The 19,333-nt window shown below is 45.2% G+C and carries 17 protein-coding genes and 2 pseudogenes; all 19 read right to left on the reverse strand.

The window, feature by feature from the left end; all coding sequences use genetic code 11:
- Window positions 1-109: pseudogene (locus QZL69_RS14030) on the reverse strand (AzlC family ABC transporter permease); the annotation flags it as partial.
- A gap of 8 nt (window positions 110-117) precedes the next feature.
- Window positions 118-537, reverse strand: coding sequence for an ACT domain-containing protein (locus QZL69_RS11775; protein ID WP_022215401.1), 420 nt, complete (start codon window positions 535-537; stop codon window positions 118-120).
- Between the two features lie 114 nt (window positions 538-651).
- A complete protein-coding gene (locus QZL69_RS11780; RefSeq protein WP_022215402.1) occupies window positions 652-3,024 on the reverse strand; it encodes a ribonucleoside triphosphate reductase in 2,373 nt (790 codons plus the stop codon).
- A 187-nt stretch (window positions 3,025-3,211) separates the two neighbouring features.
- Window positions 3,212-4,459: a GTPase HflX gene (gene hflX, locus QZL69_RS11785; protein WP_022215403.1), complete on the reverse strand. Its 1,248-nt coding sequence runs from the start codon at window positions 4,457-4,459 to the stop codon at window positions 3,212-3,214.
- A 3-nt stretch (window positions 4,460-4,462) separates the two neighbouring features.
- Window positions 4,463-5,620, reverse strand: a complete 1,158-nt coding sequence (locus tag QZL69_RS11790) for a tetratricopeptide repeat protein (RefSeq protein ID WP_022215404.1) — start codon at window positions 5,618-5,620, stop codon at window positions 4,463-4,465.
- Window positions 5,617-6,966 carry a phosphoglucosamine mutase gene (glmM, locus tag QZL69_RS11795; RefSeq protein WP_022215405.1) on the reverse strand — a complete coding sequence of 450 codons (1,350 nt, stop codon included), beginning with the start codon at window positions 6,964-6,966 and terminating at the stop codon, window positions 5,617-5,619. The genes QZL69_RS11790 and glmM overlap by 4 nt, the downstream gene beginning before the upstream one ends.
- A 31-nt stretch (window positions 6,967-6,997) precedes the next feature.
- Entirely contained in the window at window positions 6,998-7,915 is a 918-nt protein-coding gene (locus tag QZL69_RS11800; protein ID WP_022215406.1) for a nucleotidyltransferase family protein, read from the reverse strand.
- Between the two features lie 15 nt (window positions 7,916-7,930).
- On the reverse strand, window positions 7,931-9,007 hold the full coding sequence (prfA, locus tag QZL69_RS11805) for a peptide chain release factor 1 (RefSeq protein ID WP_022215407.1): 1,077 nt from the start codon (window positions 9,005-9,007) through the stop codon (window positions 7,931-7,933).
- Complete coding sequence (prmC, locus tag QZL69_RS11810) at window positions 9,000-9,893, reverse strand: peptide chain release factor N(5)-glutamine methyltransferase (protein WP_022215408.1); 894 nt, start codon at window positions 9,891-9,893, stop codon at window positions 9,000-9,002. The genes prfA and prmC overlap by 8 nt, the downstream gene beginning before the upstream one ends.
- Window positions 9,877-10,875 carry a DUF1385 domain-containing protein gene (locus tag QZL69_RS11815; RefSeq protein WP_022215409.1) on the reverse strand — a complete coding sequence of 333 codons (999 nt, stop codon included), beginning with the start codon at window positions 10,873-10,875 and terminating at the stop codon, window positions 9,877-9,879. The genes prmC and QZL69_RS11815 overlap by 17 nt, the downstream gene beginning before the upstream one ends.
- An 84-nt stretch (window positions 10,876-10,959) precedes the next feature.
- Window positions 10,960-11,163 carry a 50S ribosomal protein L31 gene (rpmE, locus tag QZL69_RS11820; RefSeq protein WP_022215410.1) on the reverse strand — a complete coding sequence of 68 codons (204 nt, stop codon included), beginning with the start codon at window positions 11,161-11,163 and terminating at the stop codon, window positions 10,960-10,962.
- 109 nt (window positions 11,164-11,272) lie between these two features.
- Window positions 11,273-12,823 carry a transcription termination factor Rho gene (gene rho, locus QZL69_RS11825; RefSeq protein WP_022215411.1) on the reverse strand — a complete coding sequence of 517 codons (1,551 nt, stop codon included), beginning with the start codon at window positions 12,821-12,823 and terminating at the stop codon, window positions 11,273-11,275.
- A gap of 32 nt (window positions 12,824-12,855) precedes the next feature.
- On the reverse strand, window positions 12,856-13,356 hold the full coding sequence (locus QZL69_RS11830) for a COG2426 family protein (protein WP_022215412.1): 501 nt from the start codon (window positions 13,354-13,356) through the stop codon (window positions 12,856-12,858).
- An 11-nt stretch (window positions 13,357-13,367) separates the two neighbouring features.
- The gene (gene hisC / locus QZL69_RS11835; RefSeq protein ID WP_022215413.1) at window positions 13,368-14,426 is read right to left on the reverse strand and encodes a histidinol-phosphate transaminase; all 1,059 of its coding nucleotides are present in this window, start codon (window positions 14,424-14,426) and stop codon (window positions 13,368-13,370) included.
- Between the two features lie 41 nt (window positions 14,427-14,467).
- Window positions 14,468-15,415, reverse strand: a complete 948-nt coding sequence (locus QZL69_RS11840; RefSeq protein ID WP_118252119.1) for an AraC family transcriptional regulator — start codon at window positions 15,413-15,415, stop codon at window positions 14,468-14,470.
- 28 nt (window positions 15,416-15,443) lie between these two features.
- Window positions 15,444-16,433 (reverse strand): annotated as a pseudogene (locus QZL69_RS11845) (NAD(P)-dependent malic enzyme).
- 89 nt (window positions 16,434-16,522) lie between these two features.
- On the reverse strand, window positions 16,523-17,251 hold the full coding sequence (locus QZL69_RS11850) for a FadR/GntR family transcriptional regulator (protein WP_022215417.1): 729 nt from the start codon (window positions 17,249-17,251) through the stop codon (window positions 16,523-16,525).
- Between the two features lie 206 nt (window positions 17,252-17,457).
- Window positions 17,458-18,474 (reverse strand): DUF5050 domain-containing protein, encoded by a 1,017-nt coding sequence (locus QZL69_RS11855; protein WP_022215418.1) that lies wholly within the window; start codon window positions 18,472-18,474, stop codon window positions 17,458-17,460.
- A gap of 1 nt (window position 18,475) precedes the next feature.
- On the reverse strand, window positions 18,476-19,279 hold the full coding sequence (locus QZL69_RS11860) for a serine/threonine protein kinase (RefSeq protein WP_022215419.1): 804 nt from the start codon (window positions 19,277-19,279) through the stop codon (window positions 18,476-18,478).
- Window positions 19,280-19,333 lie beyond the last annotated feature (54 nt).

A 19,333-nucleotide genomic window follows, 5' to 3' on the forward strand; every position in this document is an offset into this window, starting at 1 on the left:
AGATCCCGCCTGCAACCGCCATCATACCAAAAGTAAAGGATACCGCAAAGTATCCCAGACCAATGGGGACTCCGTCATGGAGTCCCTTCTTAAAAGCTGTGCTGTTCATGATGATTTTTAGCCCTCCAGACTGTTCAGTACACGGAAGCCATTGTTGGTCAGTACGTTTTCTGTGACAAAAACATCGTCTGTCTGAAGGATCATGATCGGAAGACTGTTTCCTCTATGATAAGATGTATAAATATAATCAAGGTTTACATTGCAGTTTCCGAGAACTTCAAGAACAGCATTCAAGCCGCCGACTTCATCCTTGATGTCTACGGCAATGACCTCTGTCACACGGTTCATATATCCATTCTCTGTAAGGATCTTCTCTGCCTCATCTGCTTTGTCTGTCACCATACGGAACAGTGCAAATTCCGGTGCATCAAAACATGCAAATCCATAGATGTCAATTCCTGCTTCTTTGAGGAGACCTGTTACTTTCTGAAGGCTTCCTGCTTTGTTTTCGATGAATACGATATTCTGTTTGATCATTTTCTCTCTCCTCGTCCTGTATGTATAAATATACTAACTTTTTTCATTATACTCACCTTTATACAAAAAGTAAACCGTCAGAAACATTTCTTGTGCTCCTGACGGTCTGATATTTTAGTCTAATTCTTCATCCACATATTTCTGGATATTGGATGCATTCACATATTTCTTAAGATGCTCTCCATCTGTGATGACCAGAGTCGGTGCCTGCATGATCCCGAACTGGCGCGCCATGTCCGGATTCTTCTCTGCATCAATGATCTCCAGATCTTCGCCTTCCAGCATTTTCTTGGCCATACGGCAGTTCGGACAGGTACTTGTAGTAAACAGGTATTTATGTGTTTCCACCGGTTCTACTTTGACATCATCCTCTGTCACTGTCACCATGCTGGTGTGTACCTTCTTGAGTGAAGAATGCATCACATCATATAAAGTACGGTTCTTATATTCCTGTGCCTTACCATCGTTCCAGTTCTGTACCGGACGATAGTATCCTGTAATACGGCTGTAAACTTCTGCCTTCTTGCCGCATTTCGGACAGGTAAAGTGCTCACCGCTCAGATAGCCATGTTCCTTGCATACGGAGTAGGTAGGTGAGATCGTGTAATACGGCAGTCTGTAGTTCTCTGCGATCTTGCGTACCAGAGATGCTGCTGCTTTCCAGTCCGGAAGTTTCTCTCCGAGGAATCCATGGAATACAGTTCCTGAAGTATACAACGTCTGAAGCTCGTCCTGGATATCCAGTGCATCAAAGATATCAGAGCTGAATTCGACCGGAAGATGGGAACTGTTTGTGTAATACGGTGTGTCGCCCTTGCTTCCTGCTGTACGGATGTCCGGCCAGCGTTTACGGTCATGTTTTGCCAGACGGTATGCGGTGGACTCTGCCGGAGTCGCCTCCAGGTTAAAGAGTTCTCCCGGATATTCCTCCTGATAATCAGAAAGTCGGTTACGCATATGTGTCAGAACTTCTTTGGTAAATTTCTGAGTACGTTCATCAGTCATGTCGCATCCGAGCCATCTCGCATTCAGACCAGCTTCATTCATTCCTACAAGACCGATTGTCGAGAAGTGGTTGTCAAAACTTCCCAGATATCTCTTGGTGTACGGATACAGTCCCTCATTCAGAAGTTTCGTGATCACTTCACGCTTGATATGCAGTGATCTCGCGGAAATATCCATCAAGCGGTCCAGTCTGCGGTAAAATTCCTCCGGTGTCCTGGACTGGTATGCGATCCTCGGCATATTGATCGTCACCACGCCGACAGAACCTGTGCTCTCACCGGAGCCGAAGAAGCCGCCGCTCTTCTTGCGGAGTTCACGAAGGTCAAGACGAAGTCGGCAGCACATGCTGCGGATATCGCTCGGTTTCATATCGCTGTTGATATAGTTTGAAAAATACGGAGTTCCGTATTTCGCTGTCATTTCAAATAACAGACGGTTGTTCTCTGTATCTGACCAGTCAAAATCTTTCGTAATGGAATAGGTCGGGATCGGATACTGGAATCCTCTTCCGTTGGCATCACCCTCGATCATTGTCTCGATGAATGCCTTGTTGACCATATCCATCTCTTTCTTGCAGTCTTTGTACTTGAAGTCCATTTCCTTGCCGCCTACGATCGCCGGAAGCTCTGCGAGGTCGTCCGGAACGGTCCAGTCAAGTGTGATATTGGAGAACGGTGCCTGTGTTCCCCAGCGGCTTGGGGTATTTACGCCATAAACAAAGGATTCAATGCACTTCTTGACTTCCGGATAAGCAAGTCCGTCTGCCTTGACAAACGGAGCAAGGTAAGTATCAAAAGAAGAAAATGCCTGTGCTCCTGCCCATTCATTCTGCATGATCCCAAGGAAATTGACCATCTGGTTACACAGAACGCTTAAGTGCTTCGCCGGGGCGGATGTGATCTTGCCCTCGATTCCGCCAAGTCCCTCCTGGATCAGCTGCTTGAGAGACCATCCTGCACAGTAGCCTGTCAGCATGGACAGATCATGAATGTGGATATCTGCATTTCTGTGCGCTTCTGCAATCTCGTTATCATAGATCTCTGAAAGCCAGTAATTGGCTGTTACTGCACCGGAGTTACTTAAGATCAGACCTCCGACGGAATATGTTACTGTTGAATTTTCTTTTACTCGCCAGTCCTCGACCTTAACATAGCTGTCTACGATTTCTTTGTAGTCGAGGATCGTTGATTTCATATTACGGATCTTTTCTCTCTGTTTGCGATAAAGGATATATGCCTTTGCCACATCGCTGTATCCGGCCTGGATCAGTACGTTCTCCACGCTGTCCTGGATGTCCTCTACGGTTACTTTATTGTTCTGGATCTTATTCTGAAAGTCTGCCGTAACCCGAAGTCCGAGAAGATCGATCATATCCTTACTGTAAATTTTTTCTTTTGCGTCAAATGCTTTGTCAATGGCTGAAGTGATCTTGGACATCTGAAAGTCTGCGATCTCTCCGTCACGTTTAACTACCTGAAACATGCTACACCATACCTCCCTGTCATGCGCTGTAGACCTATTGTATCAAACTATGCCCTTTGCGTCAATATATAAAAAACACTATATATTGTGTCATGTTAATCATTTCACAACTATATAGTGTTTGTTTTTGTTATATTTTTCTTATGATATCTGCCGGTTTTGCCCGTATTTTCGGGCTTTTCGCACGTTATTTCGGCATCACAGAAACAAAGATTTCTGCCGGTACACGTGCCTTTACAAAAATTCCATCTTCACGATATTCTTCTGAGAGAAGGCTTCCAAACTCACGGATCTTCTGGATCTTGCCAGCTTCACTGTACGGGTACAATTCCTCCAGATAGATCTGATCCTCCGCCAGAAGTTTCGCAAGGACGTCCTTAAATTCATCCAGACCTTCTCCTGTTCGTGCAGAACATTTCACAGTATAATCCGCTTTGAGATCACGGATACCGCTTCCTGTTACCTGGTCCTGTTTGTTCAGAAGTGTAACGATCTTTTTGCCGGTCGCTCCCAGTTCCCGGAGAGTTTCATAAACTGTGAACATCTGAAGCTCCGCCTGCGGGTTGGATGCATCCACCACGTGGATGATATAATCTGCATATTTTGCTTCTTCCAGTGTACTCTTGAAAGCTTCTACCAGATGATGCGGCAGTTTACGGATAAATCCTACCGTATCTGTAAGCAGGATCTGCTGTCCGTCCTTGAGTTCGAGCACTCTCGTTGTCGGGTCCAGCGTGGCAAAAAGCTTGTCTTCTGCCAGGATCCCCGCTCCTGTCAGTGTATTCAAAAGAGTGGACTTTCCTGCATTCGTATATCCGACGATCGCCGCTGTCTTGAGGTTTCCTCTGGAACGCTTACCGCGGATCAGTTCTCTGTGTTTCTCCACCTGTGCAAGTTCTGCCTTGAGTGCAGAGATCCTGGTACGGATCAGTCGTCTGTCTGTTTCCAGTTTCTTCTCTCCAGGTCCTCTCGTACCGATACCGCCGCCCAAACGGGACAGGGATTCTCGAAGTCCGACGAGGCGCGCCGCACGATAACGAAGCTGCGCCAGTTCGACCTGGATCTTACCCTCACTGGATACAGCACGTCCTGCAAAAATATCCAGGATCAGAAGGGTTCTGTCCATAACCTTGCAGTCCAGTTCCCGTTCCAGATTGTTCAGCTGTGCCGGAGAAAGTTCATCATCACAGATGACTCCATTGGCATCCAGAGCGCGTAAAAGGGATGCCACTTCTTCAATCTTGCCTTTGCCGATATAGGTTCCAGGATGGACTGCCTCTCTGTTCTGGATCACCTTCGCTACTGTCTCTGCTCCGGCAGTCTCAGCAAGTTCTTCAAGTTCATCCAGAGAAGCTTCTACATCGTCTCCCACTTCTGTCTGAACACCAATGAGGATCACCCTCTCCTGGGTTTCCTTAAATTCATAAAACTGCATAACTTAATAACTCTCCTCGGAAGATTCGTCTGTGCCAGTATCTGCTGATTCCTCCGCTGTACTTTCATTGGAAGTGTCTGCCTCACTGGCATCCCCTGCCGCTGCCTGGTTTCCAACTCTTGACTGAAGGAAGGTCAGTTCCTTCGCTGCTGCATCATCATCCTTAAATGTCTGTACATATTCCTGGGCTTTGGAAAGTGCGGTAGAAAAATCCAGTTTTTTCTCATAGACAACGATCTCGTTGAACAGAAGATCTCTCATCTCATCCGATGTCGCATCTCCGAGACCCTGGCTGATATTCTGAAGTGCACTGTCATAATCTCCATCTGAGATATCGCAGAGTGCCAGACCATTATAGCCCTTCGCCGGATCATCTCCATCCGCATCAATATACTGCTGATAAAAGCTACGGGCATTGGAAGTATCTCCCTGCGCCATATATACCATGCCAAGGATCAGTGTTGCCTCTGTGCTGCCTTTATCAGCAGCTGTTGTAAGCTCTGTCCTGGCATTCTCATAATCATCCATATAATAATAAACTTTGCCACGTTCGCAGTAATCATCGGCTGTCTTTGCCTCTGTCTTAAGTGCAGCTTCCAGGTATCTCGTGCCGTCAGCTTCCATATCCTGTCCCAGATATGCCTCGTAGATCTGGATCGCCATCTCATAAGTAGAATCACTTCCATAGGCTTCTGAGAAATTGGAGGAAGCCTCATCATAAGAATCCATGGCAAGCGCCACACAGCCCGTAAGATAATAATCATTCGCATTCAGCGAATAATCCTCAGCCAGCGTCTGACAGTCTGCCATCGCCTGATCATACAATTCTGCCTTGAGTTCTGCTGCAGCACGGTATTCCAGAAGATCCTTTCTGTCAGACTTGCCCGTTTTCTCATCATTCAGCGCATTTGTCAGGTCATCGATCGCCCCCTGATAATCGCCGGTACGCAGTTTGACAATTCCTGATCCCCTGTAAGACTGTGCCAGCTTATATCCGGCAGAAATACAGGCCTGGTATTCATTCAGTGCATAATCATAGTTAGCCTCTTCCAGATCTGCATTTGCCTGCTCATATGTTTTTTGATTTTCTCCACCACAGCCGGTCAGGAGCAATGCTCCAAGACCGGCTGCCAGCAGACATATGATTTTTTTGTTTCTCATCCTTCTACAATTAATCCTTCTGATTCCATCACCTGTACCACATGATTTACATGCTCTGCACAGATATCCTCTGTACCAGCTTCTACCATAACACGGATCAGTGGTTCTGTTCCACTCTCTCTCACAAGGATACGGCCATCTGTTCCAAGTGCTCTTGCAACATCCTCAACAGCTTTTACAACTGCCGGATTTTCTCTTGCCGTCTTCTTGTCTGCCACACGGACATTGCGGAGAATCTGCGGGTACACTTTCATTTCTTTTGCAAGGTCACAGAGAGTTGCTTTCTGCTCGACACATGCCTCCATGAGCATGAGAGATGTCAGGATACCGTCACCGGTAGCTGCATAACGGCTGAAAATGATATGTCCGGACTGCTCGCCTCCGATACTGTAATCGTTTTCCATCATGTTCTCTGCTACATATTTGTCGCCGACTGCTGTCTGCTCATAATTGATTCCTTCTCTTTCAAGGGCTTTGTACAGACCCATGTTTGACATAACCGTAGTAACAACAGTATTTCCCTTGAGTTTGCCCTGTGATTTGAGATATTTACCGCAGACATACATGATCTTGTCGCCATCGATGATGTTTCCCTTATGGTCAACTGCGATACAGCGGTCTGCATCACCATCATAGGCAAAGCCTACATCCAGTCCATGATCTATAACATATTTCTGCAGAACTTCGATATGTGTGGAGCCGCAGTTTCTGTTGATGTTTGTTCCATCAGGCTCATCGTTGATCACATAAGTCTTGGCTCTCAGCGCATCAAATACACTCTTGGCGATCGCAGAGGAACTTCCGTTGGAGCAGTCAAGACCGATCTTGATATTCTTGAAATCACAGCTTGGGATAGAGATCAGATGACCGATATAACGGTTACGTCCGGAAGCAAAGTCAACGGTACGTCCGATATCTTCTCTTGTCGCATATGGAAGTTCTTCCAGTCTGCCGTCCAGATATGCCTCGATCCTTGCCTCTACCTCTGCTTCGATCTTCTGTCCGTTTCCGTTCAGAAGCTTGATTCCATTATCATAAAATGGATTGTGGCTTGCAGAGATCATGACTCCACAGTCAAAATTCTCTGTGCGGACAACATAAGAAACACTTGGAGTTGTCGTTACATGAAGAAGATATGCATCTGCTCCGGAAGCGGTCAGTCCTGCTGCCAGTGCATATTCAAACATATAGCTGCTTCTTCTTGTATCCTTGCCGATCACGATCTTTGCTTTGTGCTCACGACCATAGTACCAGCCCACATAACGGCCTACCTGAAATGCATGATTTGCTGTCAGCTGTACGTTGGCTTCTCCACGGAAACCATCTGTTCCAAAATATTTACCCATCTTATGTCACTCTCCTTAGATCCAGATTAAATTATTTATAAAGCTGTGCCGGATATACTCCGTCTTCTACAAGTTTTTTGAATGCGGCTGTTACAGCAGCTTTATCTTCCTGATAAGTTACGCCGAACCAGGTATCCTTTGTCTCAAGTACATCTACTTTTGCCTTGCCATCTTTGATGAGACGGTCGATCATTTCCGGAAGAAGATATTCTTTCTTGATATCTCCCTCTTCTACATTCTGAAGGAAATCTACGAAACCTTTTTCCAGAGTATCCATGAATGCCGGTGTCAGTCCCCACATGTTCATGGAAACAAGACTTCTGATATCCAGTTTCTCTACATTTCCATTGTCATCTCTTGCTTCTGCACCGTCTGCTGTCTTGAAAATATTGTGTGTCTCTGTAACACCAACCAGTGCACCGTCCTCGATGTGGCATACGCCTCTGGTAACGCTTCCGTTATCACTTAAGGTATTTCCAAGACGGAATCCTGCCATGCAGATGTGATGGATTCCATCTTCTGACTGTTCCTGTACCAGATAATCATGGACTTTGACATATGCTTCCTTACCGTAATAATCATCTGCATTAATTACCATGAATGGCTCGTCAAGAACTGCCTTTGCAGCAAGGACTGCCTGCCCTGTTCCCCATGGTTTTGTACGGTCTGCCGGTTTCTCAAATCCTTCTGGAAGATCATCCAGGGACTGGAATGCGTATGCAACTTCTGTAACTTTCTCGATCCTCTCACCGATCACGCGGCGGAATTCTTCTTCCAGGTCCTTGCGGATGATAAATACAACTTTATTGAATCCTGCCTCCAGTGCATCATGAATAGAGTAGTCCATAATGATCTCACCATTAGGTCCTACTGGTGCAAGCTGTTTGATTCCTTTTCCAAAGCGACTTCCGATTCCGGCTGCCATGATTACAAGTGCAGTTTTTTTCATTTGAAGTTCCTCCCTTTATTCTTCTTCATTTAATGAACTTAATTTAGCTGCCTGGTCTGCGGCGATCAGGCTGTCGATGATCTCATCCAGGTCACCACCGAGAATGCTTTCCAGGCGATGAAGAGTAAGTTTGATCCTGTGGTCTGTCACACGTCCCTGCGGGAAGTTGTAAGTACGGATCTTCTCGGAACGGTCACCGGTTCCAATCTGGCTTCTTCTTGCTTCTGCCTCTGCGTCATGCTGCTTTGCCAGTTCCATCTCATACAGACGGGAACGAAGTACCTTGAGTGCTTTGTCCTTGTTCTTGAGCTGGGATTTCTCATCCTGACAGGAAATAACGATTCCTGTCGGAATATGTGTCAGACGTACCGCAGAGTCCGTGGTGTTGACACACTGTCCACCGTTACCGGACGCACGGAATACGTCAAATTTACAGTCATTCATATCCAGGTGGAAGTCGATCTCCTCTGCCTCCGGCATGATCGCTACAGTACAGGTGGAAGTATGGATACGTCCGCCGGATTCTGTCTCCGGTACACGCTGTACACGGTGTACTCCGCTCTCATATTTCAGGCGGGAATAAGCGCCCTGTCCCTGGATCATGAAAGTAACTTCCTTGAATCCGCCGATGCCGTTCTCATTGAGACTCATCATCTCTGTCTTCCATCTTCTGGATTCTGCGTATTTCACATACATACGGTAGATCTCTGCTGCAAAAAGCGCCGCCTCATCACCGCCGGCACCTGCACGGATCTCCACGATAACGTTCTTGCTGTCATTTGGGTCTTTTGGAAGAAGCAGGATCTTGAGTTCCTGTTCCAGTTCTTCCACGCGCTTCTTGGCATCGGAAAGTTCTTCCTTGAGCATTTCGCGCATATCCTCATCCTTCTCCTCTTCCAGCATGGAAAGGCTGTCCTGGATGGTTTCTTTGTTTTTCTTGTATTCTGTATAAGTGTCTACGATAGGCTGCAGATCACTCTGTTCCTTCATCAGCTTCTGAAAACGTTCCTGGTTGTCTGTCACGCCCGGTTCTCCGAGTTCATTCAGAACTTCCTCGAAACGAATCAGCAAGTCATCAAGTTTATCAAACATGCTGTTCCTCCTGCATTTGCTTTTTACCAATTACCACTCTGTCAAGTCCTGCAAGATCTTTCTTTACAGCGACATCGACAAAGCCATTCTGTCTCATGATCGCAGATACATCTGCTCCCTGCTCACAGCCGATCTCGTACATCAGCCAGCCGCCCGGTTTGAGATAGCTGCCCGCCTGTTCGGTAATCCTGCGGTAAAAATAAAGGCCATCCTCGCGCCCGTCCAGAGCCAGTACCGGATCATGAAACCTTACTTCATCCATCAACTGCTGAATATCCGCCGTAGGTATATAAGGCGGATTTGAAATAAGCATATCATATTCCAAGGATGTATTTCCACTGTTTTTCTGAAAATAATCTCCCGAAAATGTATCACTTTGTACCAAAACTGCCCGTTCTTCGAGATTCAGGTTTTTTCTGTTCTGTCCGGCAACCTTAAGTGCATCCTCAGAAATATCAACGCCGGTTCCAAAAGCATCCGATCTCTCCATAAGGATACTTAAAAGCAGGCATCCAGATCCCGTACACATATCCAGGATCTTCGGATTCGGGATCTCCTTCAGACGGTCCAGTGCTTCCTCCGCCAGAACCTCTGTGTCCTGCCGCGGCACGAGGACTCTCTCATCCACATAAAAATCATATCCCATAAAGCACGCCTGATGTGTCAGATGCTGAAGCGGGATATGCTCTGCTCTTTGTTTACATAATTCAAGATATTTGAGGGCTGTTTTTTCTCCTGCTTCCGTTTCCGGGTGAGCATAGTACCAGGCACGGCCGATATCTGCCGTATACTCCAGAAGGAGCCAGGCATCCAACCTGGCTTCTTCAATCCCCGCACTTACAAGAAGCTGTGTTCCCTCAGTCAACAGCTCATGAAATGTCTGCATGGTCTTCCTCATTTTTTTCTTCCGGCTCCCAGCCGAACTCATCTTTCAAATATTGTTTCCAGTCAAAAACTGCTTCTACTGCCTTGATTGCAACCTCAACCATGTCCGGTGTCGGCTCCTTGGTCGTAAGTTTCTGTATTGCCAGACCCGGCTTACTGAAAAAATCTGCCAGTTTGCTGTCCGTTCTTCCGGCCCACTGAATCATCTCGAAGGAGATTCCCGCCACGACCGGCACCATCAGGAGACGTCCAAAAAGGCGGACCCAGTAAACAGGCACCAGCACAAAAACAAAATGCAGGCAGATACTCACCAGCATGACCAGAAACAGGAAACTGGTTCCACAACGCTTATGCTGTCTGGAGCTTGCCATTACATTCTCTACTGTCAGAGGCATTCCATGCTCCACACAGTTGATGCATTTATGCTCCGCTCCATGATACATGAAGGTCCTCTGGATATCCTTCATTCTGGAGATCAGGAACATATATCCCAGAAACAGTGCCAGTTTCACAAAAGCCTCCGCCACAGTCACTCCAAACTCAGAAGCTCCGACCTTACGAAGAAGGCTTGCCAGTGCATACGGAAGCAGCATAAAAGCTGCTACGGAGACAACAATGGAAATCGCAACCGTTATGTACAGAAGCCACTGGAACTGCTTTGCTTCCTTCTCTTTCTTGGCAGAAAGTTCTTCCTCTGAAAGTTTCGCATTCTTTGCCGCTTCATCCTCGTCCTCCTCGTCTCCTGCGATCTCTGCCGAGTACATGAGGCACTTGGTTCCGACTACAAGTCCGTCCACAAAGCTGACCACACCACGGATGATCGGCTTCTTAAGGAAAGAAGCCTTACCGAAGGTGCACTTGTAATCCTCAACCTTCAATTCTATTTCTTTATCCGGACGGCGTACTGCAACTGCATATTTGTCCTTGTGGCGCATCATGATACCTTCCATTACCGCCTGTCCGCCAATGTTTGATGGTTTCATATATCACTCCAATTATCCACAGAAGCAAAGAAAGGTTGAGATTTCCCAACCTCAACCTGTTCTCTAGTTTCTTATTCTGTCTGATTATTTGTTTAAGCCGTATTTTCTGTTGAACTTATCAATACGTCCGCGAGCCTGAGCCGCTTTCTGCTGTCCTGTGTAGAATGGATGGCATTTGGAACAGATTTCTACGTGGATATCTTTCTTTGTAGATCCTGTTACGAATGTGTTTCCACAGTTGCAGGTTACAGTTGCCTGATAGTAGTTCGGATGGATTCCTTCACGCATGATTTTCACCTCTCTATGTTCGTTCTATTTTCTATTCGTATTAATTTGACGAATTTACTATTTCACAGCTTTCTGATTATAACACAATGAATATTGGATTGCAAGCTATTTATAAAAATTTCTGTTTTTTTGCCATCTGGACAAATTCTGCATTTGTCTTTGTCCTGGAGAACATGTTCAGGATCTGCTCTACTGCATCTTCAGCCTTGAGGCTGTTCAGCGCTTTACGCATATTATAGACAGCTTCCTGCTCTTCTTTACTAAGAAGAAGATCCTCTCTTCTGGTACCTGATTTCTGAATATCGATTGCAGGGAAGACTCGTTTTTCCTGGAGTTTACGGTCAAGTACAAGCTCCATGTTACCGGTTCCCTTGAATTCTTCATAAATGACATCGTCCATCTTGCTTCCGGTCTCTACAAGTGCCGTTGCAAGGATCGTCAGGCTTCCGCCCTCTCTCATATTACGTGCCGCGCCAAAAAATCTCTTCGGCATATGAAGGGCTGCCGGATCCAGACCACCGGAAAGCGTTCTTCCACTTGGATTTACACAGAGATTGTATGCCCTGGCAAGTCTCGTAATGGAGTCAAGGAGGATCGTAACATCCTGCTTATGCTCTACAAGACGGCGTGCACGCTCAACGACCATCTCTGAAACTCGTCTGTGATGCTCCGGAAGTTCGTCAAATGTAGAATAAATAACCTCTACATTGCTGCCCTGGATTTCTTCCTTGATATCAGTTACTTCCTCCGGACGCTCATCGATCAGAAGAATGATGAGATGCATATTCGGGCTGTTTTTGAGGATAGATTTGGCCACATCCTTGAGAAGTGTGGTCTTACCAGCCTTCGGTGGAGATACGATCATGCCTCGCTGACCTTTACCGATCGGGCTTAACAGATCCATGATACGCATGGCAACTGTACCGCCCGGACGCTCCATACGAAGTCTCTCATTCGGGAAGATCGGAGTCATATCTTCGAAATTATAACGTCTCTGTCCTTCACTTGGATGGAATCCATTGATCGAATCCACATAGAGAAGTGCACTGAACTTCTCACCCTGTGTCTTGATGCGGATGCTTCCTTTAAGGATATCGCCGGTCTTCAGATTGAAGCGGCGGATCTGGGACGGTGAAACATAGATATCATTTTCTCCCGGCAGATAATTTTCACAGCGGATAAAACCGTATCCATCCGGAAGCACTTCCAGAATGCCATCTGCTTTCTCGCCGCTGTCAAGCTGCGCTGTCTCTGACGGGGCTTTAAAAAACTCCGGAGTTCTCTCCTGATAGTCCTCCTGACTGCGATATGCATAACCTTCCGGATTTCGTTCCTGATAGTTGTTCCGCTCCTGATAATTTCGTCTCTCATTATTATGATAAAAAGTACGGTTTTCACGAGTTCTGAAACTCTGACGTGCTGATTTTTCATTTGCCCGTTCAAAATATCTCTGTTCTCTCACCACTTCCTGTGGTTTTTCAGTCTGAACGCTCTTCTGTACCTTTGGTGCAGATTCTTTCTGAGCAGCCTCCTTCTCATCCTCCTCAAGCATACGGTTGATCAGTTCCGGCTTTCTCAGAGTGGAAATCCCCCTTAATCCCCTTGCTTTTGCAAGGTCTTTCAATGTTGCCAGCGGCAACGATTCATATTTTTCTCTCATAAAAAACCTCTCATTTTTCTTCTTACAGGTCCTTAATGAATCAGATTTCCAAGAACGCCATAAGAAACTATACTCATGATAACAGTTGCCATAATAAGACCACAGAAAATTGCGATCGAAGATTTCTTGATATCTACTTCCAGAAGAGATGCGATCAGTGAGCCTGTCCATGCACCGGTTCCCGGAAGCGGGATTCCTACAAACAGCAAAAGCCCCAGAAATTCATATCTCTTGATCTGGTCACTCTTGCCCATTGCACGGTTTTCCATTTTTATAATAAGTCCACGGAAAATTTTTGTTTTTTTGAGCCATTTGAAGATTTGTTTGATAAACAACAGAATAAACGGGATCGGAATTATATTTCCTAAAATACAGATGGGAATCGCTTTCACCATAGATATATTAAGAAGCGATGCTGCCAGAAGTCCGCCCCTTAGTTCCAGGATTGGAATCATGGAAATAATAAAGATCACCATTTCTCTTGAGATATGCTGCCCAAGAGTATTTGTAAACCAGTTTACTAAAACTTCCAATATATTTCTCCTTATTCAGATAAATAGTCTCTGAGGAATCCAATAAAAGTTTCCATTTCTTCTCTGGTTCCTACAGTAATGCGAAGATGATTTCCTGTTCGTCCACCCTGGAAATATCTCACATAGATGTGGCGTTCACGCAGTGCTTTAAACAGATCCTCTGCCGGACAGGTCTCATGCGTTGCAAAAATAAAGTTTGCCTTGGAGTCCTCAAAAGAAAAGCCGAGTTTGCTGAGTTCCTTCTTTGTCCACTCTCTTGTCTCTATGATTTTATGACAAGTCTCGCAGAAATACTCCTGATCTTTGACTGCTGCCACACCTGCTGCCAGGGCGGTTCTGTCCATAGTATAAGAGTTGAAAGAATATTTGGCATCATTCAGATATTTAATCAGTTTCGGTGAACCCATTGCAAAACCGATTCTCATTCCCGCCATAGACCTGGACTTGGAAAATGTCTGAACGATCAGAAGATTCTCGTATTTTTCGATGAGAGGAAGCGCTGACTGTGAGCCAAAATCCACATAGGCTTCATCTACGATCACAATCACATCCTGATTGTGTGCAACAATGTCCTCCACTTCAGAAAGCGGCATTACCACACCTGTTGGTGCATTTGGATTCGGAAATACAATTCCTCCATTTTCCCCGAAGTAATCTTCTTTGCGAATGTGGAAATGCTCATCCAGTGCCGGCCTCTCATACGGAATACGGAAAAGATCTGCCCATACATCGTAGAAAGAATAAGTGATATCCGGAAACAGGATTGGTTTCTCACTGTTAAAGAAAGTAAGGAAACTCATTGCAAGTACATCATCAGACCCTACGCCTACAAACACCTGATTATCCGAAAGCCCGTAAGTATCAGCAATTGCGCGTACAAGATCCAGTGCTGCCGGATCCGGATAAAGTCTCAGTGTATCGGTATCCATATTGCGAAGCACTTCTCGTACTCCCGGTGCCGGCGGATATGGGTTTTCATTTGTATTCAGTTTGATCATATCCGGCTGATTTGGCTGTTCTCCCGGAGTATACGGAACAACTTTGCGGATATTGTTTTCCCAGTTTGCCATATCTTAATCCCCTTTCACATATCTGCTATTGTACCTATTCTTTAGATATTTGTCAAAGATTTCTTCTTATTCTGGCTGTTCTTTCTGTACTTCAGAGGTGTTGTCCCCGTCTGCCTGTGAAACTCCCGCAGAAAATTACCGAGATTATTATATCCACACTCCATTGCAACTTCTGTCACAGACTCGTCCGTATCCTCCAGAAAATGCATTGCCTGACGGATCCGAAACTCATTGATATATACCATCGGTGAACGTCCGATGCTTTTCTTAAAAAAGCGGCAGAAATACTGTTCATTCATATTAATGAGTTTCGCCAGATCTCTTATGTATATTTTTTCGTCATAGTGTCCCTTTATATAAGAAAGAACTTTCTTGATCTCTTCAACACGCTTATTGCCATTCTCCGTCATAACAGTAAAAAGCTGATATTTCCACAGAACTGCAAGGATCCGGAGCAAAGAGGACTTAATGTACATCTGGCTCACCACATCATCGGTAACGCCGCCTTTGGTCATCCAGAGTTTCTCCGTCCCGTCTTTGTGAAAAATCATCAGGATCTCTTTGAAATACTGGCGAATCTCCTCAAAAACAGCATCTCCTGGAAAAATCTGCCTCGGAAAAAGCAGCCGCCCGTTCTGGATCGGCTGGAGCAGTTCTATCTGCGCTGCATCATAAGATTCAAAACTCAGGACAGCCGGGTGAAACACAATTGCGTCCTCTCCCGACTCCTCTGAGCAGATTTTTGTAATGCTGTGCAGTTCTCCCGGATTAATGAAACAGATACATTCGGATTCAACCGGATAAACTTCCATGTTGACTTCCAAAAGAAAGCCACCTTTATCAAAATAAAGCATCTCTACTTCATCGTGCCAGTGATGTTTCACCATAACACCCTGACCTTTTGAACTTGTTCTGTATACAGCGCAGGGGAACGTTTTGGTCCCATGGCTTCGAATTTCTTTTAGTCTTGTATTTTCTTCTTTTTTCATCCTGAAATACAACTACCGGATCATACGGTCAGATGCGGGCTCCGCCTGTTTTTCTTGCCGCTTCTGCAACTGCTTTCGCAACTGCCGGTCCCACTCTCTTGTCAAATGCCTTCGGAATAATATTGTCCTCAAAAAGTTCTTCATCTGAAATCAGATCTGCGATAGCCTTTGCTGCTGCAATCTTCATTTCTTCGTTGATATCACTTGCCCTTACGTCAAAAGCACCTCTGAACACGCCCGGGAATACCAGTACATTATTGATCTGGTTCGGGAAATCAGAACGTCCTGTTGCAATAACTCTGGCTCCGCCTTTTCTTGCCTCATCCGGCATGATCTCCGGTGGCGGGTTTGCCATGGCAAAAACGATCGCATCGTCTGCCATTGTGCTTACCATCTCTGCTGTGACAATATTCGGTGCAGATACGCCGACAAAGATATCTCTGCCCTTCATAGCAGTCTTGAGGTCTCCATGGATCTGTTCTTTGTTTGTCTTTTCTGCAATTTCTTTCTGTGCCGGGTTCATCCACTCTTCTCCCGGTGCAAGGATTCCCTTGCGTTCAACCATAACAACATCACCGATTCCAAGTTCCAGAAGGAGTTTACAGATAGAAATACCTGCAGATCCGGCACCATTGATGACTACCCTGGCCTCTGAGAATTTCTTATTCACAAGTCTGAGCGCATTAGTCAGCCCCGCAGATACTACGATCGCAGTTCCGTGCTGGTCATCGTGGAAAATCGGTATGTCACATTTTTCTTTGAGCTTCTTTTCGATTTCGAAACATCTCGGTGCGGAAATATCCTCCAGATTGACTCCGCCAAAAGATCCTGAGATCAGATAAATCGTATTTACAATCTAATCCACATCATTGCTCTTGATACAGAGCGGGAATGCATCTACATCACCAAAAGCCTTGAATAATGCACATTTTCCTTCCATAACAGGCATGCCGGCTTCCGGTCCGATGTTGCCCTTCCATTCTCCATGTAATCTTAAAGATTCTTTTGCGTAATCCATTTCTGTTATCCTCCGTGGAATCTTAGTATTTTGATGTTGCTGTTTTAATGTCTCTATTGTAATCTATTCATTATTTACTTTCAACACTTTCAGATACGTTTTCCCTCTGGTTTGCACTCTTTCTGCATTTCATCCATATAACGCTCGATCGTATCCATGTGTTCAGACATGCAGTGTTCTGCCTGTTCCACATCGTTGTTGATGATTGCCTCTACCAGACGGTGATGCTGCTCATCTATGTCTTTGGATGAATTATTTTTTCTCATGATATAATCTCTGGTGCCGGATACAATGTTGTCCGTGAGCTGGTCTGCTGCTGCCAGAACACTGTAGACCATCGGATTATCCGCGATCTTTGCAATTTTGGTGTGAAGTTCACGGTCCAGCTCTCCCCTTGTCTTCTCATCTTCCTCTGAATCCAGACGGTCGAGGATCATCCAGAGTTCTGCTGCATCCAGCGGAGTACATTTCTTTGCAGCAAGGATTGCCGCTTCTCTCTCCAATGCTGCACGGAACTGCTGGTTCTGTTTCAGATATCCATTATTCAGCTTAAAAAGAATAGTCAAAGGCCCGATCAGCCAGGTATCCAGATTCTCAGTAATATAATTCCCGCCTCCCGGAACCGGTTTGATGATCCCAAGCAGTTCCAGTGCCCGCAGTACTTCTCTTACCGCCGGTCTGGACACGCCCATAGTCTCTGCCATTGTCCGCTCTGCCGGAAGTGCGTCACCTGCCTTTAGTTTTCCATTCTGGATATTATCTATGATCTGATTCAGAATCCCGTTAAATGCACGTTCATCTCCTATTTTTTTAAACATGATCTATGCCTCCGCATCCCGCTCTTCCCTGTACAGCTGATCCCGCCATACAAAAAACAGCGATTCTTTTCTTATTTATGTCTGTAAAATAAATATAGCATTTCTGCCAGTTTACAGCAAGCATTCCACACGATTCTGACTGCATTCTTTTCTATACAAGTTTCTGTTTCTTTAATAAAAAACTGCCCTGAGGCATTTTTTTGTATTTATGGTTCCTCTGCTGCATTTTCTGCATTTTCATTGTACCAGGTAGCAATCCGTTCTTTTTCCCCGGTACTGCGGTCCAGTCTCCATAATTCTGTGTTATTTTCACCCTGATCCGGCAGGAACTGTATAAAGAAAGTCGCATCTCCAACTTCATTACAGCCACTTATATACAGATTCATTCCGCCAAAATCGTATTGTGATACAGAACCATCTCGCATATTTCTTCTGTACAGTACAGTATTTTCATCTTCTGCCTTTTTGTAGTAAAGTCCATCTCCTGTGACAACTGATCTGGAAGCATTTCCCTTTTCAAGAACTACTTTCTTTCCTGTTTTTATATCATATCCACAGGTTGTCCAGGTATCACCATCCTGATAGATATAGCAGACTTTGCTTCCTACGATTCCCAGTACAGAACCTTCGATACTGCCGTCCTTCTGTATATTTTCAAATCCGGGCTCTGAAACATACCAGTCTCCGTCTTCAATCCCCGTAGAGACCCATATCTTTTCATTTCCATAACGAAAAACATAACTGCCGCTCTCTACATCCTCTCCTGTCGCAAGATCAATCTTTCTTCCATCGTAGTTCTGACTGCCATCACCGGAGGTATAATACAGATAATTATTATAGATACAGAATTTTGCATTAGGTTTCGCTGAATTTGTAAGAACCGTCTGATTATCTCCATCCAGATCCATACGGATGATCTCACTCGACTGACCAGAAACTGTGCTGGATTTGCGCCAGTAGATCTTGTCCTGATAAATTGCCATCGTATCTTTGTACTGTCCGGAGATACAGTGATACCCTTTCTTTGCAACCTTATCCACAGTATAGATTTCTCCATTATATTCTCCAAATGTGCCGGAAGTCACAACTTCCCCGGTATTCGCATCCGTATCTTCTGCCGCCTGAACAGGCATCACACTGCTGTTTGCCACTACAAAGCTACTGCAGATTACAGCCAGTAACAGTATCCACAATTTCCGTCGTTTCTCTGCTGCTTCTCTCATTTCACATTCCTCCCGAAAATTTTTCTACATCTTTTATCATAGACGCCATTTTCTGATAGCGGTTTTCTTTCCGAATACTCAGTCCTCTTTTTAATATTTCTTCTATTACAGGAGGAATCGGGATTCCGAGCTGCGACGGCATGCGCAGATCATCATGTTCTGCCCGTCTGACGGATCTCATTGGTCTCTGTCCTGTGATTCCACGATATATAACTGCACTGAGCGCATAAACATCTGTCCATGGTCCCTGTTCATGTTCTGAGTACTGCTCCAGCGGAGCATAGCCATCCTTCAGTTCCATAGTATAGGTATTTCTGTTCAGATAATCTCTGGCAGACCCAAAATCCATCAGCTTCAATCCTGTCCCTGAAGCATCATTTTGTGCAAATTTAATATTATCCGGACTGATATCTCTGTGAATGATTCCGGACTCGTGAATTTTGTCCAGTGTCCGCATTACCGGAAGCAGCATGCCAAACATCTCTGCCGCCTCTACTCTTCCTTTTTTTCGGAAATATTCATTCAGCCCGGGACCATCGAGAAACTCCATGATAATATAAACCGTATTATTTGCTTCAAAATAGCCATACACCCGAACCACATTCGGCTGTGAGGCAAACTTACTGAGCCGTCGTGCCTCTTCTACAAATTTCTGCTTTGCTTTCTCAAATTCCTGCTGGTCTTCTTCATTTGTCAGAACAACTTTGTTACCCTGCCGGTACATACAGCCCCTGTTATAAAACTCTTTGACAGCTACTTTCCTGTTTCCAAGCATTGCCTCATAAGTAACAGAAAATTCTCCCATCCGCAAAGTCCTCAAAATACGCAATGTCATTAACTTTATCAAAAAGCAGAAATC

Source organism: Blautia sp. CAG:237, from assembly GCF_000436615.1.
Taxonomy (GTDB): Bacteria; Bacillota; Clostridia; order Lachnospirales; family Lachnospiraceae; genus Blautia_A; species Blautia_A intestinihominis.